Below are 15,552 nucleotides of genomic sequence, written 5' to 3' on the forward strand. Positions count from 1 at the left end.
CGGGAGCGCGCTCCGATGAGCGTCCGATGAGCCGTTTGCCTACCGTCGAGGACATCCGCGGCGCCGCCGTGCGCATCGCGCCCCACGCCCACGTGACGCCCGTCATGACCAGCCGGACGATCGACGGCATCGCAGGGGCGCGCGTCTTCTTCAAGTGCGAGAACCTGCAGCGGGTCGGGGCGTTCAAATTCCGCGGCGCGTGCAACGCGGTCCTGTCCCTCTCGGACGAGGAGGCGCGGCGCGGCGTCGCGACCCACTCCTCGGGCAACCACGCCGCCGCGCTCGCGCTCGCGGCCCGAATCCGCGGCGTCGCCGCGTACATCGTCATGCCCGAGAACGCGCCCGCCGTGAAGCGCGCCGCCGTGGAGGGCTACGGCGCCCGGGTCGTGAGCTGCGCCCCCACGCTCCGCTCGCGCGAGGAGACGGTCGCCCGCGTGATCGCCGAGACGGGCGCGATCTTCGTCCCTCCTTACAACGACCCGCGCATCATCGCCGGCCAGGGCACGGCCGCGCTGGAGCTCGCGGCCCAGGTGGACGATCTCGACGCCGTGGTCGCGCCCGTGGGCGGCGGCGGGCTGCTCTCCGGGACCGCCATCGCCACCGGCTCGCTGTCGCGCGCGCGCACGATCGGCGCCGAGCCCGAGGCCGCGGACGACGCGGCGCGATCGATGCGCGAAGGGAGGATCGTCCCCTCGAACGACCCGGTCACGATCGCCGACGGCCTCCGCACCTCGCTCGGCGAGCTCACCTTCGCGGTCCTGCGCGAGCGCGGGGTCGAGATCGTCACCGTGAGCGAAGACGACATCGTCAAGGCGATGCGCGTGGTCTGGGAGCGGATGAAGCTCGTCATCGAGCCGAGCGCGGCCGTCCCGGTGGCGGCGGTCCTGCGGCGCTTGGTCCAAGGGGCGCGGATCGGCGTCATCGTGAGCGGAGGCAACGTCGATTTGACCCGGCTCCCGTTCGCCTGAGCGCGCTCGGGCGTTCGAGCCTAACCCGCGAGGGCGCGCTGGCGCTCCGCGCGCCCAGGCTCACGTGGCGCGCCGCTCTCGCGCGAAGCGCAACGTGGCGCGTACAGCGCTCGGCCCTGGGCCGGGCGGCGCCGCTGCGATCGACCGCCCTTGCGCGTCGAGGATGCGCGAGCCGCCCTGGCCGTCGAGCGCAGGGCGGGAGGGCCCCCAGTTGGCGTTCACGATCGAGATGTGATGGCGCCGGGCGAGCACGGGCAGGAGATCGGCGCGCATGTCCCCTTCCCCGGGCGAGTCGACCCACGCCGTAGGGAAGAGCAGCAGATCGGCCTCATCGAGCGCGTCGCCCGCGTCGTCGGAGACGAAGTGAACATCGAAGCAGATGGCGACGGTGAGCTTGACCCCGCGCAGCTCGAGGACCGGCGTCCCGAGATCCCCCGGCGCCGCCCAGCGCTCCGGGAACCACGGATGACGCTTGCGGTAATGGCCCACGCGCCGTCCCTCGCCGTCGAAGACGAGCAAGCTGTTGTAAAAGCGGCCCCCGCTCGCCTCGACGAGGGGGCCGGCCAGCGCGATCCCGTGCCTTCGCGCGAGCTCGGCGAGCCGCTCCGCCGACTCCCCGTCGATCGGCTCCGCGAAGCGGCGCAGATCGCTGTCCCCACGCGGCGAGACATAGCCCGTGAGGATGAGCTCGGACAGCAGCACCAGGTCTGCCCCCGCAAGCGCTGGCGATCCGAGGAGACCGTCGATCTCGGCAAGCGCACCCCCTCGGTCGCCGAAGCGCTGCGGCAGCTCGAGCGCGACCACGTCGAGGGAGCGATCGCTCAAGGGCACCACCGGACGCCCCCGCGGCGCGGGCACGCTCGCGCGCCGCCCGCGGGCGATCCGGCCGCATCGCCCCGGACAGCGCACGGCAAAGCCACGGCGCGCCCTCGGCTCAGCGGTGGTTCCGCGCGACCTGGAGCTGGTGGAGGCTCACCGCCAGGTCGACCTGGCGGCGAAGATCCGAGGCGATCCAGGGCTTCGTGATGATCCGGAACGCCGCGCTCTCCCGGGAGATCTTCTGGATCTGCTCGACGTCGGTCGGGGCGCAGACCAGCACCGGGACGTAGCTCAGCCCCTGCCGGCGCAGCTCGCGCAGCAGCGCGAGCCCGCTGAAATGAGGCATCCGGTAGTCGGCGACGACCACGGCGGGCGGCTCTTTCACCGCGGCCGCCAGCGCGCGGCGAGGGTCCCCGAAGGTGCGGACCTGGTAGCCGGAGCGGAGCGCCCGATCCATGAGGTCCAGGTTGAGCTCCTCATCGTCTACGGCGTAGAGGAGGGCTCCTTGGCCCCGACCACTCGAAGGTGGCGGCATGCTGCCGGAGTGCGGGGCATTGCCCATCAAGCGCGAGGGTATCAGACCTCGTTCTCCTGCACCACGCGCTCAAGCCGAGGTGATCTGGTTGCCTGCATCACGCCCAGCGAAGGGCAGCCAGGCGTGCGACACAGCGGGAAGGCCGGCAGATGTGAGCGCCGCTTCGCCCCGGCGCCCTGTCTCGCGTCACTTCAGCGGGCCTCGAGGCGCCGCGAGCGATCAACCTGGACCGGCAGCGGCGTTCACGATCCACTCCGGCGGCGTTCGGCGGTAAGAGATCAGGAGATGCCCGCTCGCGATGGATTGCTCGAGGTCGGCGCGCTCGTGGACGGCCGGTATCAGGTGCTCGGCCACCTCGGGAGCGGCGGCCATAGCGTCGTCTACGATGCGCGCCAGATCGTGACCACCCAGCGCGTGGCGCTCAAGCTGCTTCGGCCCGAGGTGCTGCGGCGCTCGCGCGAGTCGAGCTCCCAGGAAGCGCGCTTCGAGCGGGAGATGCAGGTCATCGCCCAGCTGAGCCACCCGAACATCGTTCGCCTGCTCGACGCCGGGCGCCTGCCCGAGGGCGAGCTCTACCTGGCGCTCGAGTACGTCGACGGCGAGACGCTGACCGCGCGCTGCCAGCGCACGAGGGGGGTCGAGCCGAACGAGGCGAAGCGGCTGATGCTGCAGGTGCTCGACGCCATCGGCTTCGCCCACGAGCGCGGCGTCGTTCACCGCGACCTCAAGCCGCACAACATCATGGTGGCCGGGTCGGGCAAGCGGACGCACGCCAAGGTGCTTGATTTCGGCATCGCCGCGCTCATCGGCGAGGCCCGCTCCGCCGACTACCGCGCGCTCACCCCCACCGGGGAGTTCAACGGGACCCCGGCCTACATGGCCCCGGAACAGCTCGTGCAGTCCACCCCGACCACAGCGGCGGACATCTATGCATGGGGGCTCACCTTTCTCGAGTGCCTGCTCGGCGCGCCCGTGATGCACGAGGCGACGGTCGCCGAGGTCATCTTCCGCCAGCTGAGCCCCGAGCCGGTGCCGATCCCGCGCGCCCTCCGCGGCCACCCCCTCGGCGCGCTGCTCGAGCAAGCGACCGCCAAGTCGCCGGTGCACCGCTTCCGGTCCGCCCGCGACGCCTACGAGCTGCTGGAGGAGTGCGACGTGTCGGGGATCCCGTGGCCGCTGCCGCCCGATCCCGGCCCCGCCGCATCGGTGAAAGGGCGCGGCGGCGCGCTGGAGCAGCGGGCGATCGCGACGCGACCGGCGCGGCAGGTCGAGGCCGAGCAGGAGACCCAGCTCGTGCCCTCCGAGCAACCCGAGCCGCCGCCGGGCACGGTGCGCAAATCCCCCGAGCAGCAGCGGCAGGACGACCGGCTCGGCGCCGCGCCGACGCTCGCGATCCCAGGCCGCAATGTCGCGCCCGCCGCGGCGCCGGCGAGGCCGATCCGCAACGCGTCGATCCACCTCGGCGCCTCGGGGAGCCCGCCGACGGCGCCGGCGACGAACTTCACGTCCCGCCCCAGCGTCGCGCCCGGGACGCGGCCGATGTCCACCACCGGCCGCGGCGAGCGCCGCCAGCTCACCTTGCTGGTCTGCGGGCTCGCCGGCGCCGAGCGCATCGCGGATACGATCGACAGCGAGGCGTTCCACGAGCTCGTCCAGATGTACCAGGCGGTGTGCGCCCAGGTGATCGGGGCGCAGGAGGGGGTGTTCCTCCGCTCCCCGGGCGAGGAGACGATCGCGTATTTCGGCCACCCCGTCGCGAGGGAGGACGACGCCCTCCGCGCCGTGCAGGCGGCGCTCGATCTGGTCGAGCACATGTCCAGCCTGAACACGCGCGAGCTCGTGTCCGTGCCGCTGTCCGTGCAGGTCGGCGTGCACACCGGGATCGTCGTCGTGGCGGACAGCGACGCCGCGCCCTCGCTCGCAGGCCCGACCTTGAACGCCGCGACGCAGCTGAAGGCCCACGCGGAGCCCGGCACGGTGCTCGTGAGCCGGACGACGCTGAAGCTCGTCGAGGGCTATTACCACGTGGACGCGCTCGGCGAGATCAGCCCGAAGGAGGGGCGCCAGCCTATCGAGGTCTTCGCGGTGCACGGGCGCACGACCGCGCGGGACCGGCTGGACGCGAGGATGCAGCACGGGCTCACGCCGCTCGTCGGGAGAGACAGCGAGCTCGACGAGATCGCGGTCCGGTGGACGCGGGCCGCAAGCGGCGCGGGGCAGGTCGTGCTGATGACGGGCGAGGCGGGGATCGGCAAGTCGCGGAGCGTGCGCGCCTTCCGCGATCGGCTGGCCGGGACGCCCCACCTGTGGCTCGAGGCGCGCTGCTCGCCGCAGCTCCAGAACAGCGCCTTCTATCCGGTGATCGAGCTGCTCAACGCGCTGCTCGCGGGCGACCGCGAGCGCACGAGCACGCTGAGCGGCGCCGCGCCGTCGACGGAGCGCGGCGCAGGGCTCGATCCGCGCGAGGACCGGCTCGCGCGGCTGGAGGAGCTGCTCGCCGAGGCGGAGGCGGGGCCGCTCGCCGTGCCGCTGCTCGCCGCGCTGCTGTCGATCTCGACCGAGGGACGCCACCCCGCGCCGGCGCTCAGCCCGCAGCGCCAGCGGCAGGAGACCATCTCCTCGCTCCTGCAGCTCTTCCTCGGGCTCGCCGATCGGCAGCCGCTCGTGCTCACGACCGAGGACCTGCACTGGGCCGACCCGTCGACCCTGGAGCTGCTCGGCCGGCTCATCGACGAGGGGCGGCCGTCTCCGCTGCTGCTTCTCCTGACCGCGCGCCCGACGTTCGCGCCGCCGTGGCCGGTGCGTTCGCACTTCACCCAGCTCTACCTCGCCCCGCTCAGCGCCGAGCGAATGCGGGCGCTCGTCCAGCAGCTGGCCGGCGCGTACGCGACGACGAGCGGCGCGCCGGGCATGAAGGCGTCGCTGCCAGACGAGGTGATCCGGACGCTCGCGGAGCGCAGCGATGGCGTCCCGCTGTTCGCCGAGGAGCTCACGCGCATGGTGGTCGAGTCGGCCGCCGCGCAAGCCGCCGCAGGGGAGTCGACCGGCGCGCCGAGCGCCGCGCGCCAGGGGGTGGGCGCGCTCGAGATCCCGACCACCCTCCAGCACTCGCTGACGTCGCGCCTCGATCGCCTGGGTCCTGCCAAGGAGGTCGCGCAGCTCGCCGCGGTGTTCGGCCGAACGTTCGGCTACGAGGCGCTCGAGCTGTGCGCGGCCGGCAGCGCGGGCGCGGAGCCGCTGCTCATGGCGTCGAGCCCCGAGGCGCTGCGCGAGGCGCTCGCGCAGCTCGTCGACGCCGAGCTGCTCTTCCAGCGGGGGCGCCCCCCGCGCTCGACGTACACGTTCAAGCACGCGCTGGTGCAGGACGCCGCCTACCAGTCGCTGCTCCGCGGCACCCGACAGGTGTACCACGCGCGCATCGCGGCCGTCCTCGCCGAGCGCACCACGAATACGCCGCCCGAGCTGCTCGCGCGGCACTACACCGAGGCCGCGCTGCTCGGCCCCGCCGTCGCCGCGTGGCAGCGCGCGGGCGAGGCCTCGCTGTTCTCGTCCGCGCACGCCGAGGCGATCAGCCAGCTCAGCCGCGGGCTAGAGCTCCTCAAGCAGCTCCCGGAGACCAAAGAGCGGGCGCGCGACGAGATCACGCTGCAGACCACGCTCGGGGTCCCGCTGATGATCACGCGCGGCTACGCCGCCCCGGAGGTCGAGGCGACGTATGCGCGCGCGCACGCGCTCTGCCGCGAGGTGGGCTCCTCGCCGCAGCTCTTCCCCGCGCTGTGGGGGCTCTGGATCTTCTTCCACGTCCGCGGCGACTACGCGCTGGCGGAGCAGCACGGCGAGCAGCTGCTCGCGCTCGCCGAGAGCACGGGCGACGCCGGCATCACGCTGGGCGCCCACCAGGCGCTCGGCGCGACGCGCTTCCTCCGAGGGCACCTCCGCGAGGCCCGCGAGCACTTCAACAAGGTGCTCGCGCTCTACGATCCCGCGCGTCACCTCCCGCTCGCCTTCCTCTTCGGCCAGGACGCCGCGGCGTTCTCCCTGTCTCACCTCGCCTGGATCGCGTTCCACCTCGGCGAGCCGGAGCGCGCCCGGGCCTCGGTCGACGAGGCGATCGCGCTGTGCGAGGAGCTCAACCAGCCCGTGAGCCGCGGCTTCGTCGAGCACTTCGCGGCCGTGCTGTGCTGCCTGCTCGGCGATCTCGCGGGCGCGGAGGCGCACGCGCACGCGCTCAGCAAGCTCTCCGGGGAGGTGGGCATGCCCCACTGGGCGGCGCTCAGCCAGATCGACCTCGGCTGGGCGACGGCTGCGCGCGCGGCCGAGGGGCCGGCCGGCGAGGCGGCGCGCGCGCGGTATGCCGAGGGCGCCGCGCGCATCCGCGGAGGCCTGGCGATGCTGACGGGCATCGGCAGCCGCGTGTCGCTGACCTACTGGCGGTCAGCGCTCATCGAGGCGGAGCTCGGCGCGGGCAACGTCGACGAGGCGAGCGCGCTGCTCGCCGACACGCTGACCTTCGTCGAGAAGAGCGACGAACGCTACTTCGAGCCAGAGCTCTACCGTCTCGAGGGCGAGATCGCCCTCGTGCGCGGCGCGCCGACGGCCGCGGAGGCGCGGGATCGGGCCGAGGCGGCCTTCCGGCGCGGCCGCGAGATCGCGGAGGGTCAGGGCGCGCTCGGCCTCCTGGCGCAGCTCTCCGAGCGCCGCGCGGCCCGCCCCTGAGCGGAGGGCGGCGCGCTGGAAGAGAAGAAGCAGCGCGCCTCGGCGGCGCGCGAGGCGCGTCCCGCCGCGAGGCGACCGCGGGAGACGCCGCAGGAGCTCCGGAGCGCGGCGCTAGAGCTCGCCGTGGGTGCGCATCGGCACCCGCCAGGCGACGATCTCGGCGTGCTGCTCGCGGCTGAAGGGCCGCTCGAGGAGCCGCGTGCAGGACTGCCGTGAGCGGAACAGCTCGAGGATGTAGCCCATGCGCTCGGGCAGCGACGCCCAGTCCTCTGCGCCGCAGCCGTGCGTCGTCTGATCGTGCGCGTTGTACTCGCTCAGGAGGTCGAAGAGCTCGCGATCCTCGATGGTCGCGAGCTCCGCGCAGTGGAGCGGCAAGCCGGGCGGCGCGGGTAGGTCGTGGCCGAGATCGAGGAGCTCGTCCGGCAGGCGCATGGTCATCATTTCCTTCGTGGCCATCAGGCGCCAGATCGCCTGCACCTTCTCGGCCTGCTCGCGGATCACGGACCTGAGCGCCTCGGGCAGGTGCCGTCCGGGAACGCCGATCGAGTCGCCCAGGCAGCGGACGGGCGCGTTGAGCGCCCTCGCGATGTACGGCTGGAGCCGCACCTGCTCGTGCAGCCCGACGAGCGCGTTGGCGAGGAGGACCAGCTCCGCTTTCCTGTCCTTCTCCTCCGTGAGCATCGCCTCGTGGTAGCGCGCCACGGCGCTGCGGAGCAGCCCCTGTCCCCCCTCCCGAGATTGCCCTGTCTGCAGCCCGTCGAGCAGCGCGGCGAGCTGCGCGTCGCCGGGCCGCGGGCACTCTCGATAGAGGTGGATCATGCGGACGAACAGGGGTCCGAGCTCCTCGAAGACCTTGAGATTGCCGAGGGCGATGTCCGAGCTCAGCTCGCGCAAGATCCGCTCTGGGATCTCCATCAGATCGAGTCCATGACCCCACCAGGGCGTGAGCAGGTTGACGCCGCTGACGAGCGGCGAGCGCTCGGGCTCGCCCTTGCCGCGCCCCGTCGCGATGCCGGCGCGCTGCGAGATCACCTCCCGCTCGTCCTCGTCCGAGAGGATCAGCTGCCGGAGCACCGCCGGCACCTCCTCGTTGCGGATGAACCGCCCCGCGGTCTTCGAGGCCCACGTGGCGAAGGTGCACCAGTGGGCGTTGCGTCCGCCGAGCAGCTTCACGAGCTCCGCGGAGATCTCGTAGTAGCACTGGGTGATGAGCAGGTTGCGCAGCACCGGCTGCCGCTCCAGCGCGATGACAGCGGGCACGTGGTCGAGCAGCGAAGGCAGCTCGGACGCCTCCGAGAACCGCACGCCGGAGTGCGTCCTCGCGGTGGTCCGCGTCGCGCGCTCCACGACGCCGCTCCGCGTCCGGAGCGCCTGCGCCTCCGCGGGCGACGAGAGGGAGGGCCGATAGACACCATCCTGGAAATGGCCGGAGTGCTCGCTCGCCGGTACCGCAGCCATCAGCGGCTTCACAGGGGTCGTCATTCTCCCGTGCTATCTCCGATCGCTACCAGCTGTCCATACCTGTCCATAAGTTCATGTTGAAAAAGGCCGGCTGGCACGCGGGGTGCTGAACATGTGACGCCGGTTACACACCGGCATGTTCAGCGGCGTCTGGCCACGCTCGGGCACGCTCGGCCGATTGAACGAGCGCCAGCGGCCTCACGGCTGCTGCGGCGGAGCGAGCGGCGGGAGCGTCGGGGGGGCCGCGGTCGCCACGGCGCTTCCGCCGCTCCCGCCGCGCGGCCAGGTCGTGACGCTCACCCGACGCTCTCGGCCGAAGGTCCGCGCGACCACGGCGCGCACGTCGGCCGGCTCGACCTCCTCGAGCGCGCGGAGCAGCCTCGGCAAGCTGCCCGGGTCGAGCGCAGCGCGCAGCCGCAGATCGGTGATCGGCCGAGGAGACGCGGGCGGCGGCGCGACCGTCGCGCGCCGGGTGAGCTCCCTCTCGAGATCCAGCTTGAGCAAGGCCTTCGCGAGGGCCAGCTCCTTCCAGGTGGGCCCAGACGTCGCGAGCGACGCGAGCTCGGCGTCGAGGCGCTGCTCCAGCTCGGCGGCGCTGCGCGACGGCGCAGGCGTGAGCTCCACCGCCGCGACGCTCGCCTGCGCGCCGAGCGACAGGCGCCCCGTCACCTCCGACGCGAGCTGCCCCTCGGCCACGAGGGCCTTCGCGAGCCGCGCGACGCGCGGGCTGACGAGGATCTCCATCGCCACCCGGAGCGGCGCCTCGTCCGCGCCTCCCTCCGGCGGCGCGATCCAGCCATAGAGCAGCCGCGGCGCCGGCACCGCGTCCTCGATGACGATCCGCTCCTCGCGCGGGTGCGGCCCGATGGGCCGCTCCGGCTCCTCGACGGCGCGGTGGAGCGAGCGCGCGAGCGCCTGCTCGACCGCCGCGCGGGAGACGTCGCCCGAGAGCGCGATCGTCGCCTGCGCCGCGGCGCGCTCGCGCCGGAGCGACTCGGTGAGCAGGAGCTCGCTCGCCGCGCCTGCGTCGCCGCGCGCCCCTATCAAGGTGCCCTCCAGCGGGTGGCCGGCGGGGAACAGCGCGTCCCCGAGCGCCAGCCACGAGGGGCCGTACGGCGCCCGCTCGAGCGCGCCCCGCGAGGCCGCGCTGGCCTGCCGCCTGAGCTCGGCCACGCGCGCGTCGCTCGCCTCGCCGAGCAGCATCCTGAGCCGCGCGGCGACGAGGTCGATGCCGACGTCGAGATCCCGCGGAGGCACGGTGATCGCGACGCGCGCCTCGCTGGCGAGCGCGGGCCCCGCCGCGCCGGCGTCGCTCGCGGACCGCGCCGGGACGGCGACGGCCGCGCTGATCGAGACGAGCGGCGCCGCGGGATCTTCCCGGAAGTCGACCGCGATGCCGTTCGGGAGGCGGAAGCGCTGCACCTGCTCCTGGCCGACGCCCGCGAGGAGCCCGATCTGCTTCTCGATCGCCGCCTCGCGCCCCTTGAGGGCGCGGCGCGCGCTCGGGCCTCCGACGTCGTCGAAAGGCGACGCCGGGACGAGGCGCCCGCTCCGGATGCCGAGCGGGTCGTCCTCGAAGGCAGGGCGAAAGCCGACGCCGCCGCCGATCATCACGATCGGGAGCCTCGCATCGAGCGCCTCCGGGTTGCCGAGGAGCGGCATGGGCGCCGGCGCCTGGCCGGGCGGGGTGAAGAGGGGAAGCCGGTTCCGACCGAGCGACACGGGGCGGGGCGGCAGCGACGCGCCGTCCAGCGCGAGCTCGCCGATCGCGGCGCGCTGCGGCAGCCCAGCGCTCGCGCCGTCGCCCTCGTCCTCGTCGAGCTCCTCGTGGTCGAGGTAGGCGGGGAACAGGGCCATGGCGCGCGCGACGCGATCGGCGGGCAGCGAGATCAGGTGGTCGACACGGCCGGGCGGGACACGGTCGCGCAGGAGCTCGGGGTTGTGCTCGCGCAGCACGGCCGTCGAGATGCCCGCGGCGCGCGCGATCGTGCGGAGCCGCGTCCCCGGCGGCACCGCGACCTCGCCGAGGTCGAGCGGCGGGAGCGGCGCGACGTCGGGCAGGTCCAGCCCGAAGCGCCCGCGGTTCGCCGCGACGAGCGCGAAGGCGATGATCTGCGGCACGTAGTCCGCGGTCTCCTTGGGGATGGCGCCGGCCTGTGAGAGCTCCGCGAGCCCGACGGGCCCGCGGGCCTCGGGATCGCGCGCCGCAGCGACCTTCGACAGCGCGCGGAGGACGCCGTCGTGGCCGAGGTTGTACGCCGCCAGCGCGAGGTCCCACCGGCCGAAGCGCTCGTATAGATCGCGCAGGTGCGCGGTCGCGGCGTCCGTGGCCCGCGTGATGCCCATGCGGGCGTCGATCCACTCGGACTGCTCCAGGCCGTAGGCCTCGCCCGTCCTCGGCATGAACTGCCAGAGCCCCGCCGCGCCGGCCGGCGAGACCGCCCGCGGGTCGAAGCCGCTCTCGATCGCCGCGACCCAGAGCAGATCCTCCGGGAGGCCCGCCTCGCGGAGCGAGCGCTCGATGATCTCGCGGTACGCGCCGGCGCGCCGGAAGCGCCGCTGGAAGAGGGCGCGCCCCTCGTCGGACTGGGCGAAGAAGCGGACGAACCGCATCGTGCGGCGCGTGAGGGGCACGTCGAGGTCCGGCATCGCCAGCGTGGCCAGCACCGCCCCGTCGGGGTCCTCCAGATCCTCGTCCGCCGCGGGCTGGAACTCGTGCACGAGGAGCGCCGTGAGGGCGGGCGGCGCGTCGCCAGCGGGCGGAGGACAGGCGTCGGCCGTCGGCGCGAGGGCGGGCGCGCGATCGAGCAGGCCGGGATCACGGAAGGCGCGGTACGCCGCCGAGAAGGACGCGCGCACCGACGGCGCCTGGCCGACGGCCGCGCCCGAGATGCAGAGCAGCGCGCCGAGCCCGGTCCACAGAGCGGCTCGCCGTGCCCAGCTCATCGACGTGGATCTTGCTCCGAAACCGCCCGCGAGCGCTACGGCAAAGCGCGGAGACAACGGCGGCGCCGTGGGTTGCTCGACATCGCCACGCTTCCCGGTGCGCCCCGGCGCGCCCGCGGCTCCCCGCGATGTTCCCGCCCGAATTCCTCGGCGATCTGCCCCGGCGCCACGCCCCGCGCCTGCCCGGGGCCGACGGCCCTCGCCGCGACCAGCACTAGCCGCCCGCGTCCGGGCGAGCTAGCAAGCATCGGCGATGCGCTCGTCTCCAGCCGGACCCCCTTCAGAGAAGAGCTCTCGGCTGGGCGAGGTGCTCGACTTCATGAAGCTCCTGTGGGCCGTCGATCACGGCCTGCAGTCGACGTCGAAGCGCATGGAGGCGAAGATGGGCGTGACGGGCCCGCAGCGGCTCGTCATCCGCATCGTCGGGCGCTACCCGGGGATCTCCGCCGGGCAGCTCGCCGAGATCATGCAGCTGCACCCGAGCACCCTCACGGGGGTGCTGAAGCGGCTGCAAGAGCGCGGGATCATCGAGCGCCGGGTCGACCCGAAGGACGGGCGCCGCGCGCTCCTGGGCCTCACCGCGCGCGGACGCGAGCTCGACAGCCTCCGCACCGGCACGGTGGAGGCGGCCGTACGGCAGGCGCTGAAGTCGGTGCCGCGACGCAAGCTCGACGCCGCGCAGGACGTGCTCGCGGCCGTCGCCGAGGCGCTGCAGCCGCAGCAGGGCGACGAGTAGCGCCGCCGGTCGGATCCGCGCGGGCGGCGCGCGATCCAGTCAGGGCAGCGCCGATCGGAGAATGCCTGCAGGCGCGCACGGCGCTGGAGCCGCGCGCGCTGAGCGAACGGCGCTTCGCGGCCCGAAGCGCGGCGCGCGCTGCGTGATCTGCGTGAAGCGCAGGGCTGGGCCGCGACCCGCGGCCCTTCCGGACATCGAACAGAGAAACAGCGGTCGTCCCGCACGGCGATCCGCGCCTCGCCGTCTCCGAGACGGAGGACGTCGCCGCGCCGGACCCGTGAATCGAGGCACTCGGCGCGATCTCCGCGCGGCGCGCGCCGCGCCGAGCGCCTCCCATCAGCACGACGGGGGAACCATGAGGCACTGGGTTCTTGGCTCGATCAGCGCGGCGATCATCGCAGCGTCATGGGGCTGCGGCTCCGGAGAGCGAGGCGGGCAAGCAGACACAGGAGGCGGCGGGCACGCGGCGGGAGGCGGAGGGACCGGGAGCCATGCCGCAGCCTGCACGATCGCGGCCGAGGGCCTGAAGGTGAGCAGCGGCCGCGGGATCACGCCGTCGATCGCGTGGACCGGATCGGGCTTCGCCATCGCGTGGCACGAGCGCGCAGCCGACGAGGGCGACATCCTCCTCGCCACGGTCGACGCGGAGGGCAACAAGCTGCGGGAGGAGGTGATCGATGACGGGCCGGGCGTCTCCAGCCACCCGAGCGTTCACCGCGACGGGCAGGGCCTGCTCGTCCTCTGGCAGGATCAGGACGGCGCGGGCAGCGTCGTGCGCGGCCGCCGCGCGACGCTGGAAGGCGTCGCCGAGGGCGCGGCCTTCGATCTGGCCAGGAGCGGAGCGGCCGAGTCCTGGCCCACCGCGGCGTCGAGCCAGGACGGGACGCTCATCGCGTGGATGGACGCGGGCGGGTCGCAGCTCGGCCACCTCGACGGCGGCGCGCTGAGCAGCTCGATGCCGCTGGATCAGGCGCAATTTCCGGCCGTCGCCTCGGACGGGGAGAAGACCGCGGTGGTCTGGACCCAGGGCGACGCGCTCGACTTCGCCAGGCCAGGCCAGGAGAGCGCTCCGCTCGATCCGATCGCGCACCAGGGCGTGACGGCGAAGCTGCCGCGCGTCGTGCTCGGCGGAGACGACGCCTTCCTCGTCTGGGAGGACACCCGCAGCGGCGCGGAGCAGATCCGCGCGCTCCGGATCTCCGCGCAGGACGAGGTGTCGCCCGAGGCCATCGCCTCGCGCGGCGAAGGCAGCGCCAACTGGCCGGCGCTCGCGTGGACAGGGCGCGGCCTTGCCGTCGCGTACTACCAGTTCCGCGACGGTCCCCCGGGGGTCTTCGTCACGCTGCTGAGCCGGGACCTCGAGCCCATGGGCGACGAGATCGAGGCGAGCGGCGGCGCGACCGCGCGGTACCCGGCGCTGGCCTGGACAGGTCAGGAGCTCGGTATCGCCTACACGGAGCAAGACCAGGGCATCCGGCTCTCGCGCGCCAGTTGCCCCTAGCTCCGCCCGCCCACGCGGCGCGATCCTCCGCGACCGTTCACCGCATCCCGCCCGCACGGGCGGCGCGCGGGGACGCGGCCAGGCCGCCCCCGACGGCGCGAGATCATCGCGCGCAGCGGCGCAGCCCGATCGCCCGCGGCGATGCGCCCGCGTCGCCGCCGCGGCCCCGGATCGAACCCTGCAACCGCCCTCGGCGTGGCCGTCCTCCCCTGCGCCTTTGCGATCCTAATCTGCACAGCCGTGCTCGGCGCCTACGCCGTGCGCGTCGCGCGCCGCGGCCGACCCGCGATGCCGCGGCTCGGCGCCTCTCCTGGGAGCGCGCTGCTCCCCGGGCCGGTGGTCGAGGCCTTCTACTGGTCGTTCCACGCCCCCGCGCGCGCGCTCGCGCGCCTCGGCGTCTCGCCGGACGCGCTCACCTACCTCTCGCTCGGCCTGTCGCTCGCCTGCGCGCCGCTGCTCGCGGCCGGCCGCTTCCGGTCCGGCGCCGCGCTGCTCATCGCCGGCGCCGTCCTCGACGCGCTCGACGGCATGGTGGCGCGCGAAGGCGGCAAGGCGTCGCGCGCCGGCGCGGTGCTCGACTCGTGCCTCGACCGCCTGTCCGACGCCGCGCCGCTCATCGGCCTCGCCGTCTTCTACCGAGGGCACCCCGCGGCGCTCGCGATCCCGCTCGTCGCGATGGTCGCCTCGTCGCTCGTGAGCTACGCGCGCGCCAAGGCCGACGCCTACCAGATCTCGCTGCCCGACGGGCTGATGCGCCGGCACGAGCGGCTCGCCTACCTCGTCGCGGCGCTCGTCTTCGGTCCGGCCGTGCCGACCACGCGGCTGACCGGCGCCCTCCCCTTCCCGATCACGATCGCCTGCCTCGCCCTCGTGGCAGGCGTCGGCCTCGCCGCGGGCCTGCGGCTCGTGCAGCGCACGCGCGCCGCCCTCACGGCGGCCGACGCGGCGGCGCCGCGCGAGCCGAGGACGACAGCGCGCTCCGGTGGAGAGCCCCCGCGCCTGCTCCGCGGCGGAAAGGCCACGAGCGCGCCCCTGTGACGCCGGCAAGGGCGGCGCGGCTCAGGCGGGCGGCGCCTTGCCGCCGCTCGCCGAGGCGTCGGGCTCCCAGAGGAGCTCCGGCGTGCCGAGGAGCGCGGCCGCCCAGCGGCTCCAGACGAAGAGCGCGTCGCTCAGGCGGTTCAGGTAGCGGACCGCGTGCGGATCGGCGTGGCCGGCCTGGGCGAGGCGCACGCAGCAACGCTCCGCCCGGCGGCACACCGTCCGCGCCACGTGGAGGTCCGTGTTGAGCCGCGAGCCGCCGGGGAGGACGAACGAGCGCAGCGGCGGCAGATCGGCCTGGCAGCGGTCCATCTCGGCCTCGAGGAGATCGATCTCGGCCTGCGTCACGCGCGGTTGCTTCGGGTGGACGTCCTCCGGGAGCGTCGCGAGGATCGACCCGAGGTTGAAGAGCTCGTGCTGGACGCGGAGCAGCGTGCGCCCGAGCTCCGCGAGGCGCTGGGCGCCCTCGCTCGGCGCCCCGGGGAGCAGCTCGATCAACGTCTGCCGCGCGGCGCCGACGAGCGAGTTGAGCTCGTCGACGGTGCCGTAGGTCTCGATCCGCGCGTCGTCCTTCGGGACGAGCTGCCCGCCGACGAGCCGGGTCAGCCCGCCGTCCCCCTGCCGCGTGTAGACGCGGTTGATCGTGATCTTCGGCGCCTTGAAGACGCGCGCGCCGCCGCTCTCCCCGCCGTCCGGCTCGTGGTCGCCCGTCCCGCGCGTATCGTCGTCGCTCACGGGGAGCTCACGTAAGACGTCAGCACACGAGGGTCAAGAAACGCCGCCGGAGGCGGTGTTGACGATCCTCCGGGGGAAGTGGAAGAGTCCTGTCCCT

Annotated in this window: 10 protein-coding genes; 5 read left to right on the top strand and 5 right to left on the bottom strand. The window is 74.0% G+C overall.

The window, feature by feature from the left end:
* Nucleotides 1–26: 26 nt before the first annotated feature.
* Nucleotides 27–968 (top strand): pyridoxal-phosphate dependent enzyme, encoded by a 942-nt coding sequence (locus WME97_RS21110; protein WP_437554332.1) that lies wholly within the window; start codon nt 27–29, stop codon nt 966–968.
* A gap of 60 nt (nt 969–1,028) precedes the next feature.
* Here the strand turns inward: WME97_RS21110 and WME97_RS21115 are convergent, their stop codons facing one another.
* Complete coding sequence (locus tag WME97_RS21115; RefSeq protein ID WP_437554334.1) at nt 1,029–1,799, bottom strand: carbon-nitrogen hydrolase family protein; 771 nt, start codon at nt 1,797–1,799, stop codon at nt 1,029–1,031.
* 103 nt (nt 1,800–1,902) lie between these two features.
* On the bottom strand, nt 1,903–2,349 hold the full coding sequence (locus WME97_RS21120) for a response regulator (protein WP_012236479.1): 447 nt from the start codon (nt 2,347–2,349) through the stop codon (nt 1,903–1,905).
* 258 nt (nt 2,350–2,607) lie between these two features.
* Between WME97_RS21120 and WME97_RS21125 the strand changes: the two genes are divergently transcribed.
* Nucleotides 2,608–7,038: a protein kinase domain-containing protein gene (locus WME97_RS21125; RefSeq protein ID WP_437554337.1), complete on the top strand. Its 4,431-nt coding sequence runs from the start codon at nt 2,608–2,610 to the stop codon at nt 7,036–7,038.
* A 111-nt stretch (nt 7,039–7,149) separates the two neighbouring features.
* Here the strand turns inward: WME97_RS21125 and WME97_RS21130 are convergent, their stop codons facing one another.
* Both WME97_RS21130 and WME97_RS21135 read right to left on the bottom strand, forming a co-directional pair.
* Nucleotides 7,150–8,520 (bottom strand): hypothetical protein, encoded by a 1,371-nt coding sequence (locus WME97_RS21130; RefSeq protein ID WP_437554339.1) that lies wholly within the window; start codon nt 8,518–8,520, stop codon nt 7,150–7,152.
* Nucleotides 8,521–8,697: 177 nt separating this feature from the next.
* Nucleotides 8,698–11,445 carry a transglycosylase SLT domain-containing protein gene (locus tag WME97_RS21135; RefSeq protein ID WP_437554341.1) on the bottom strand — a complete coding sequence of 916 codons (2,748 nt, stop codon included), beginning with the start codon at nt 11,443–11,445 and terminating at the stop codon, nt 8,698–8,700.
* A gap of 253 nt (nt 11,446–11,698) precedes the next feature.
* Here WME97_RS21135 and WME97_RS21140 point away from each other — a divergent pair, with 253 nt between their 5' ends.
* The 3 genes from WME97_RS21140 (at nt 11,699) to WME97_RS21150 (ending at nt 14,720) form a co-directional block, all read left to right on the top strand.
* Nucleotides 11,699–12,181, top strand: a complete 483-nt coding sequence (locus WME97_RS21140) for a MarR family winged helix-turn-helix transcriptional regulator (RefSeq protein ID WP_437554343.1) — start codon at nt 11,699–11,701, stop codon at nt 12,179–12,181.
* A 355-nt stretch (nt 12,182–12,536) separates the two neighbouring features.
* Entirely contained in the window at nt 12,537–13,682 is a 1,146-nt protein-coding gene (locus WME97_RS21145; RefSeq protein WP_437554345.1) for a hypothetical protein, read from the top strand.
* A 240-nt stretch (nt 13,683–13,922) separates the two neighbouring features.
* Entirely contained in the window at nt 13,923–14,720 is a 798-nt protein-coding gene (locus WME97_RS21150; RefSeq protein ID WP_437554347.1) for a CDP-alcohol phosphatidyltransferase family protein, read from the top strand.
* Nucleotides 14,721–14,741: 21 nt separating this feature from the next.
* On the opposite strand, the gene WME97_RS21155 is transcribed toward WME97_RS21150, so the two are convergent.
* On the bottom strand, nt 14,742–15,455 hold the full coding sequence (locus tag WME97_RS21155; protein WP_437554349.1) for a cob(I)yrinic acid a,c-diamide adenosyltransferase: 714 nt from the start codon (nt 15,453–15,455) through the stop codon (nt 14,742–14,744).
* Between the last annotated feature and the right edge of the window lie 97 nt (nt 15,456–15,552).

This window comes from Sorangium sp. So ce367 (assembly GCF_051520455.1).
Lineage (GTDB): Bacteria > Myxococcota_A > Polyangia > Polyangiales > Polyangiaceae > Sorangium > Sorangium cellulosum_B.

Excerpts from the sequence above, each read along its gene's own strand:
- WME97_RS21110 (WP_437554332.1), top strand. The coding sequence starts at position 27 with ATGAGCCGTTTGCCTACCGTCGAGGACATCCGCGGCGCCGCCGTGCGC.
- WME97_RS21130 (WP_437554339.1), bottom strand. The coding sequence starts at position 8,520 with ATGACGACCCCTGTGAAGCCGCTGATGGCTGCGGTACCGGCGAGCGAG.
- WME97_RS21125 (WP_437554337.1), top strand. The coding sequence starts at position 2,608 with ATGCCCGCTCGCGATGGATTGCTCGAGGTCGGCGCGCTCGTGGACGGC.
- WME97_RS21120 (WP_012236479.1), bottom strand. The coding sequence starts at position 2,349 with ATGGGCAATGCCCCGCACTCCGGCAGCATGCCGCCACCTTCGAGTGGT.
- WME97_RS21135 (WP_437554341.1), bottom strand. The coding sequence starts at position 11,445 with ATGAGCTGGGCACGGCGAGCCGCTCTGTGGACCGGGCTCGGCGCGCTG.
- WME97_RS21145 (WP_437554345.1), top strand. The coding sequence starts at position 12,537 with ATGAGGCACTGGGTTCTTGGCTCGATCAGCGCGGCGATCATCGCAGCG.
- WME97_RS21140 (WP_437554343.1), top strand. The coding sequence starts at position 11,699 with ATGCGCTCGTCTCCAGCCGGACCCCCTTCAGAGAAGAGCTCTCGGCTG.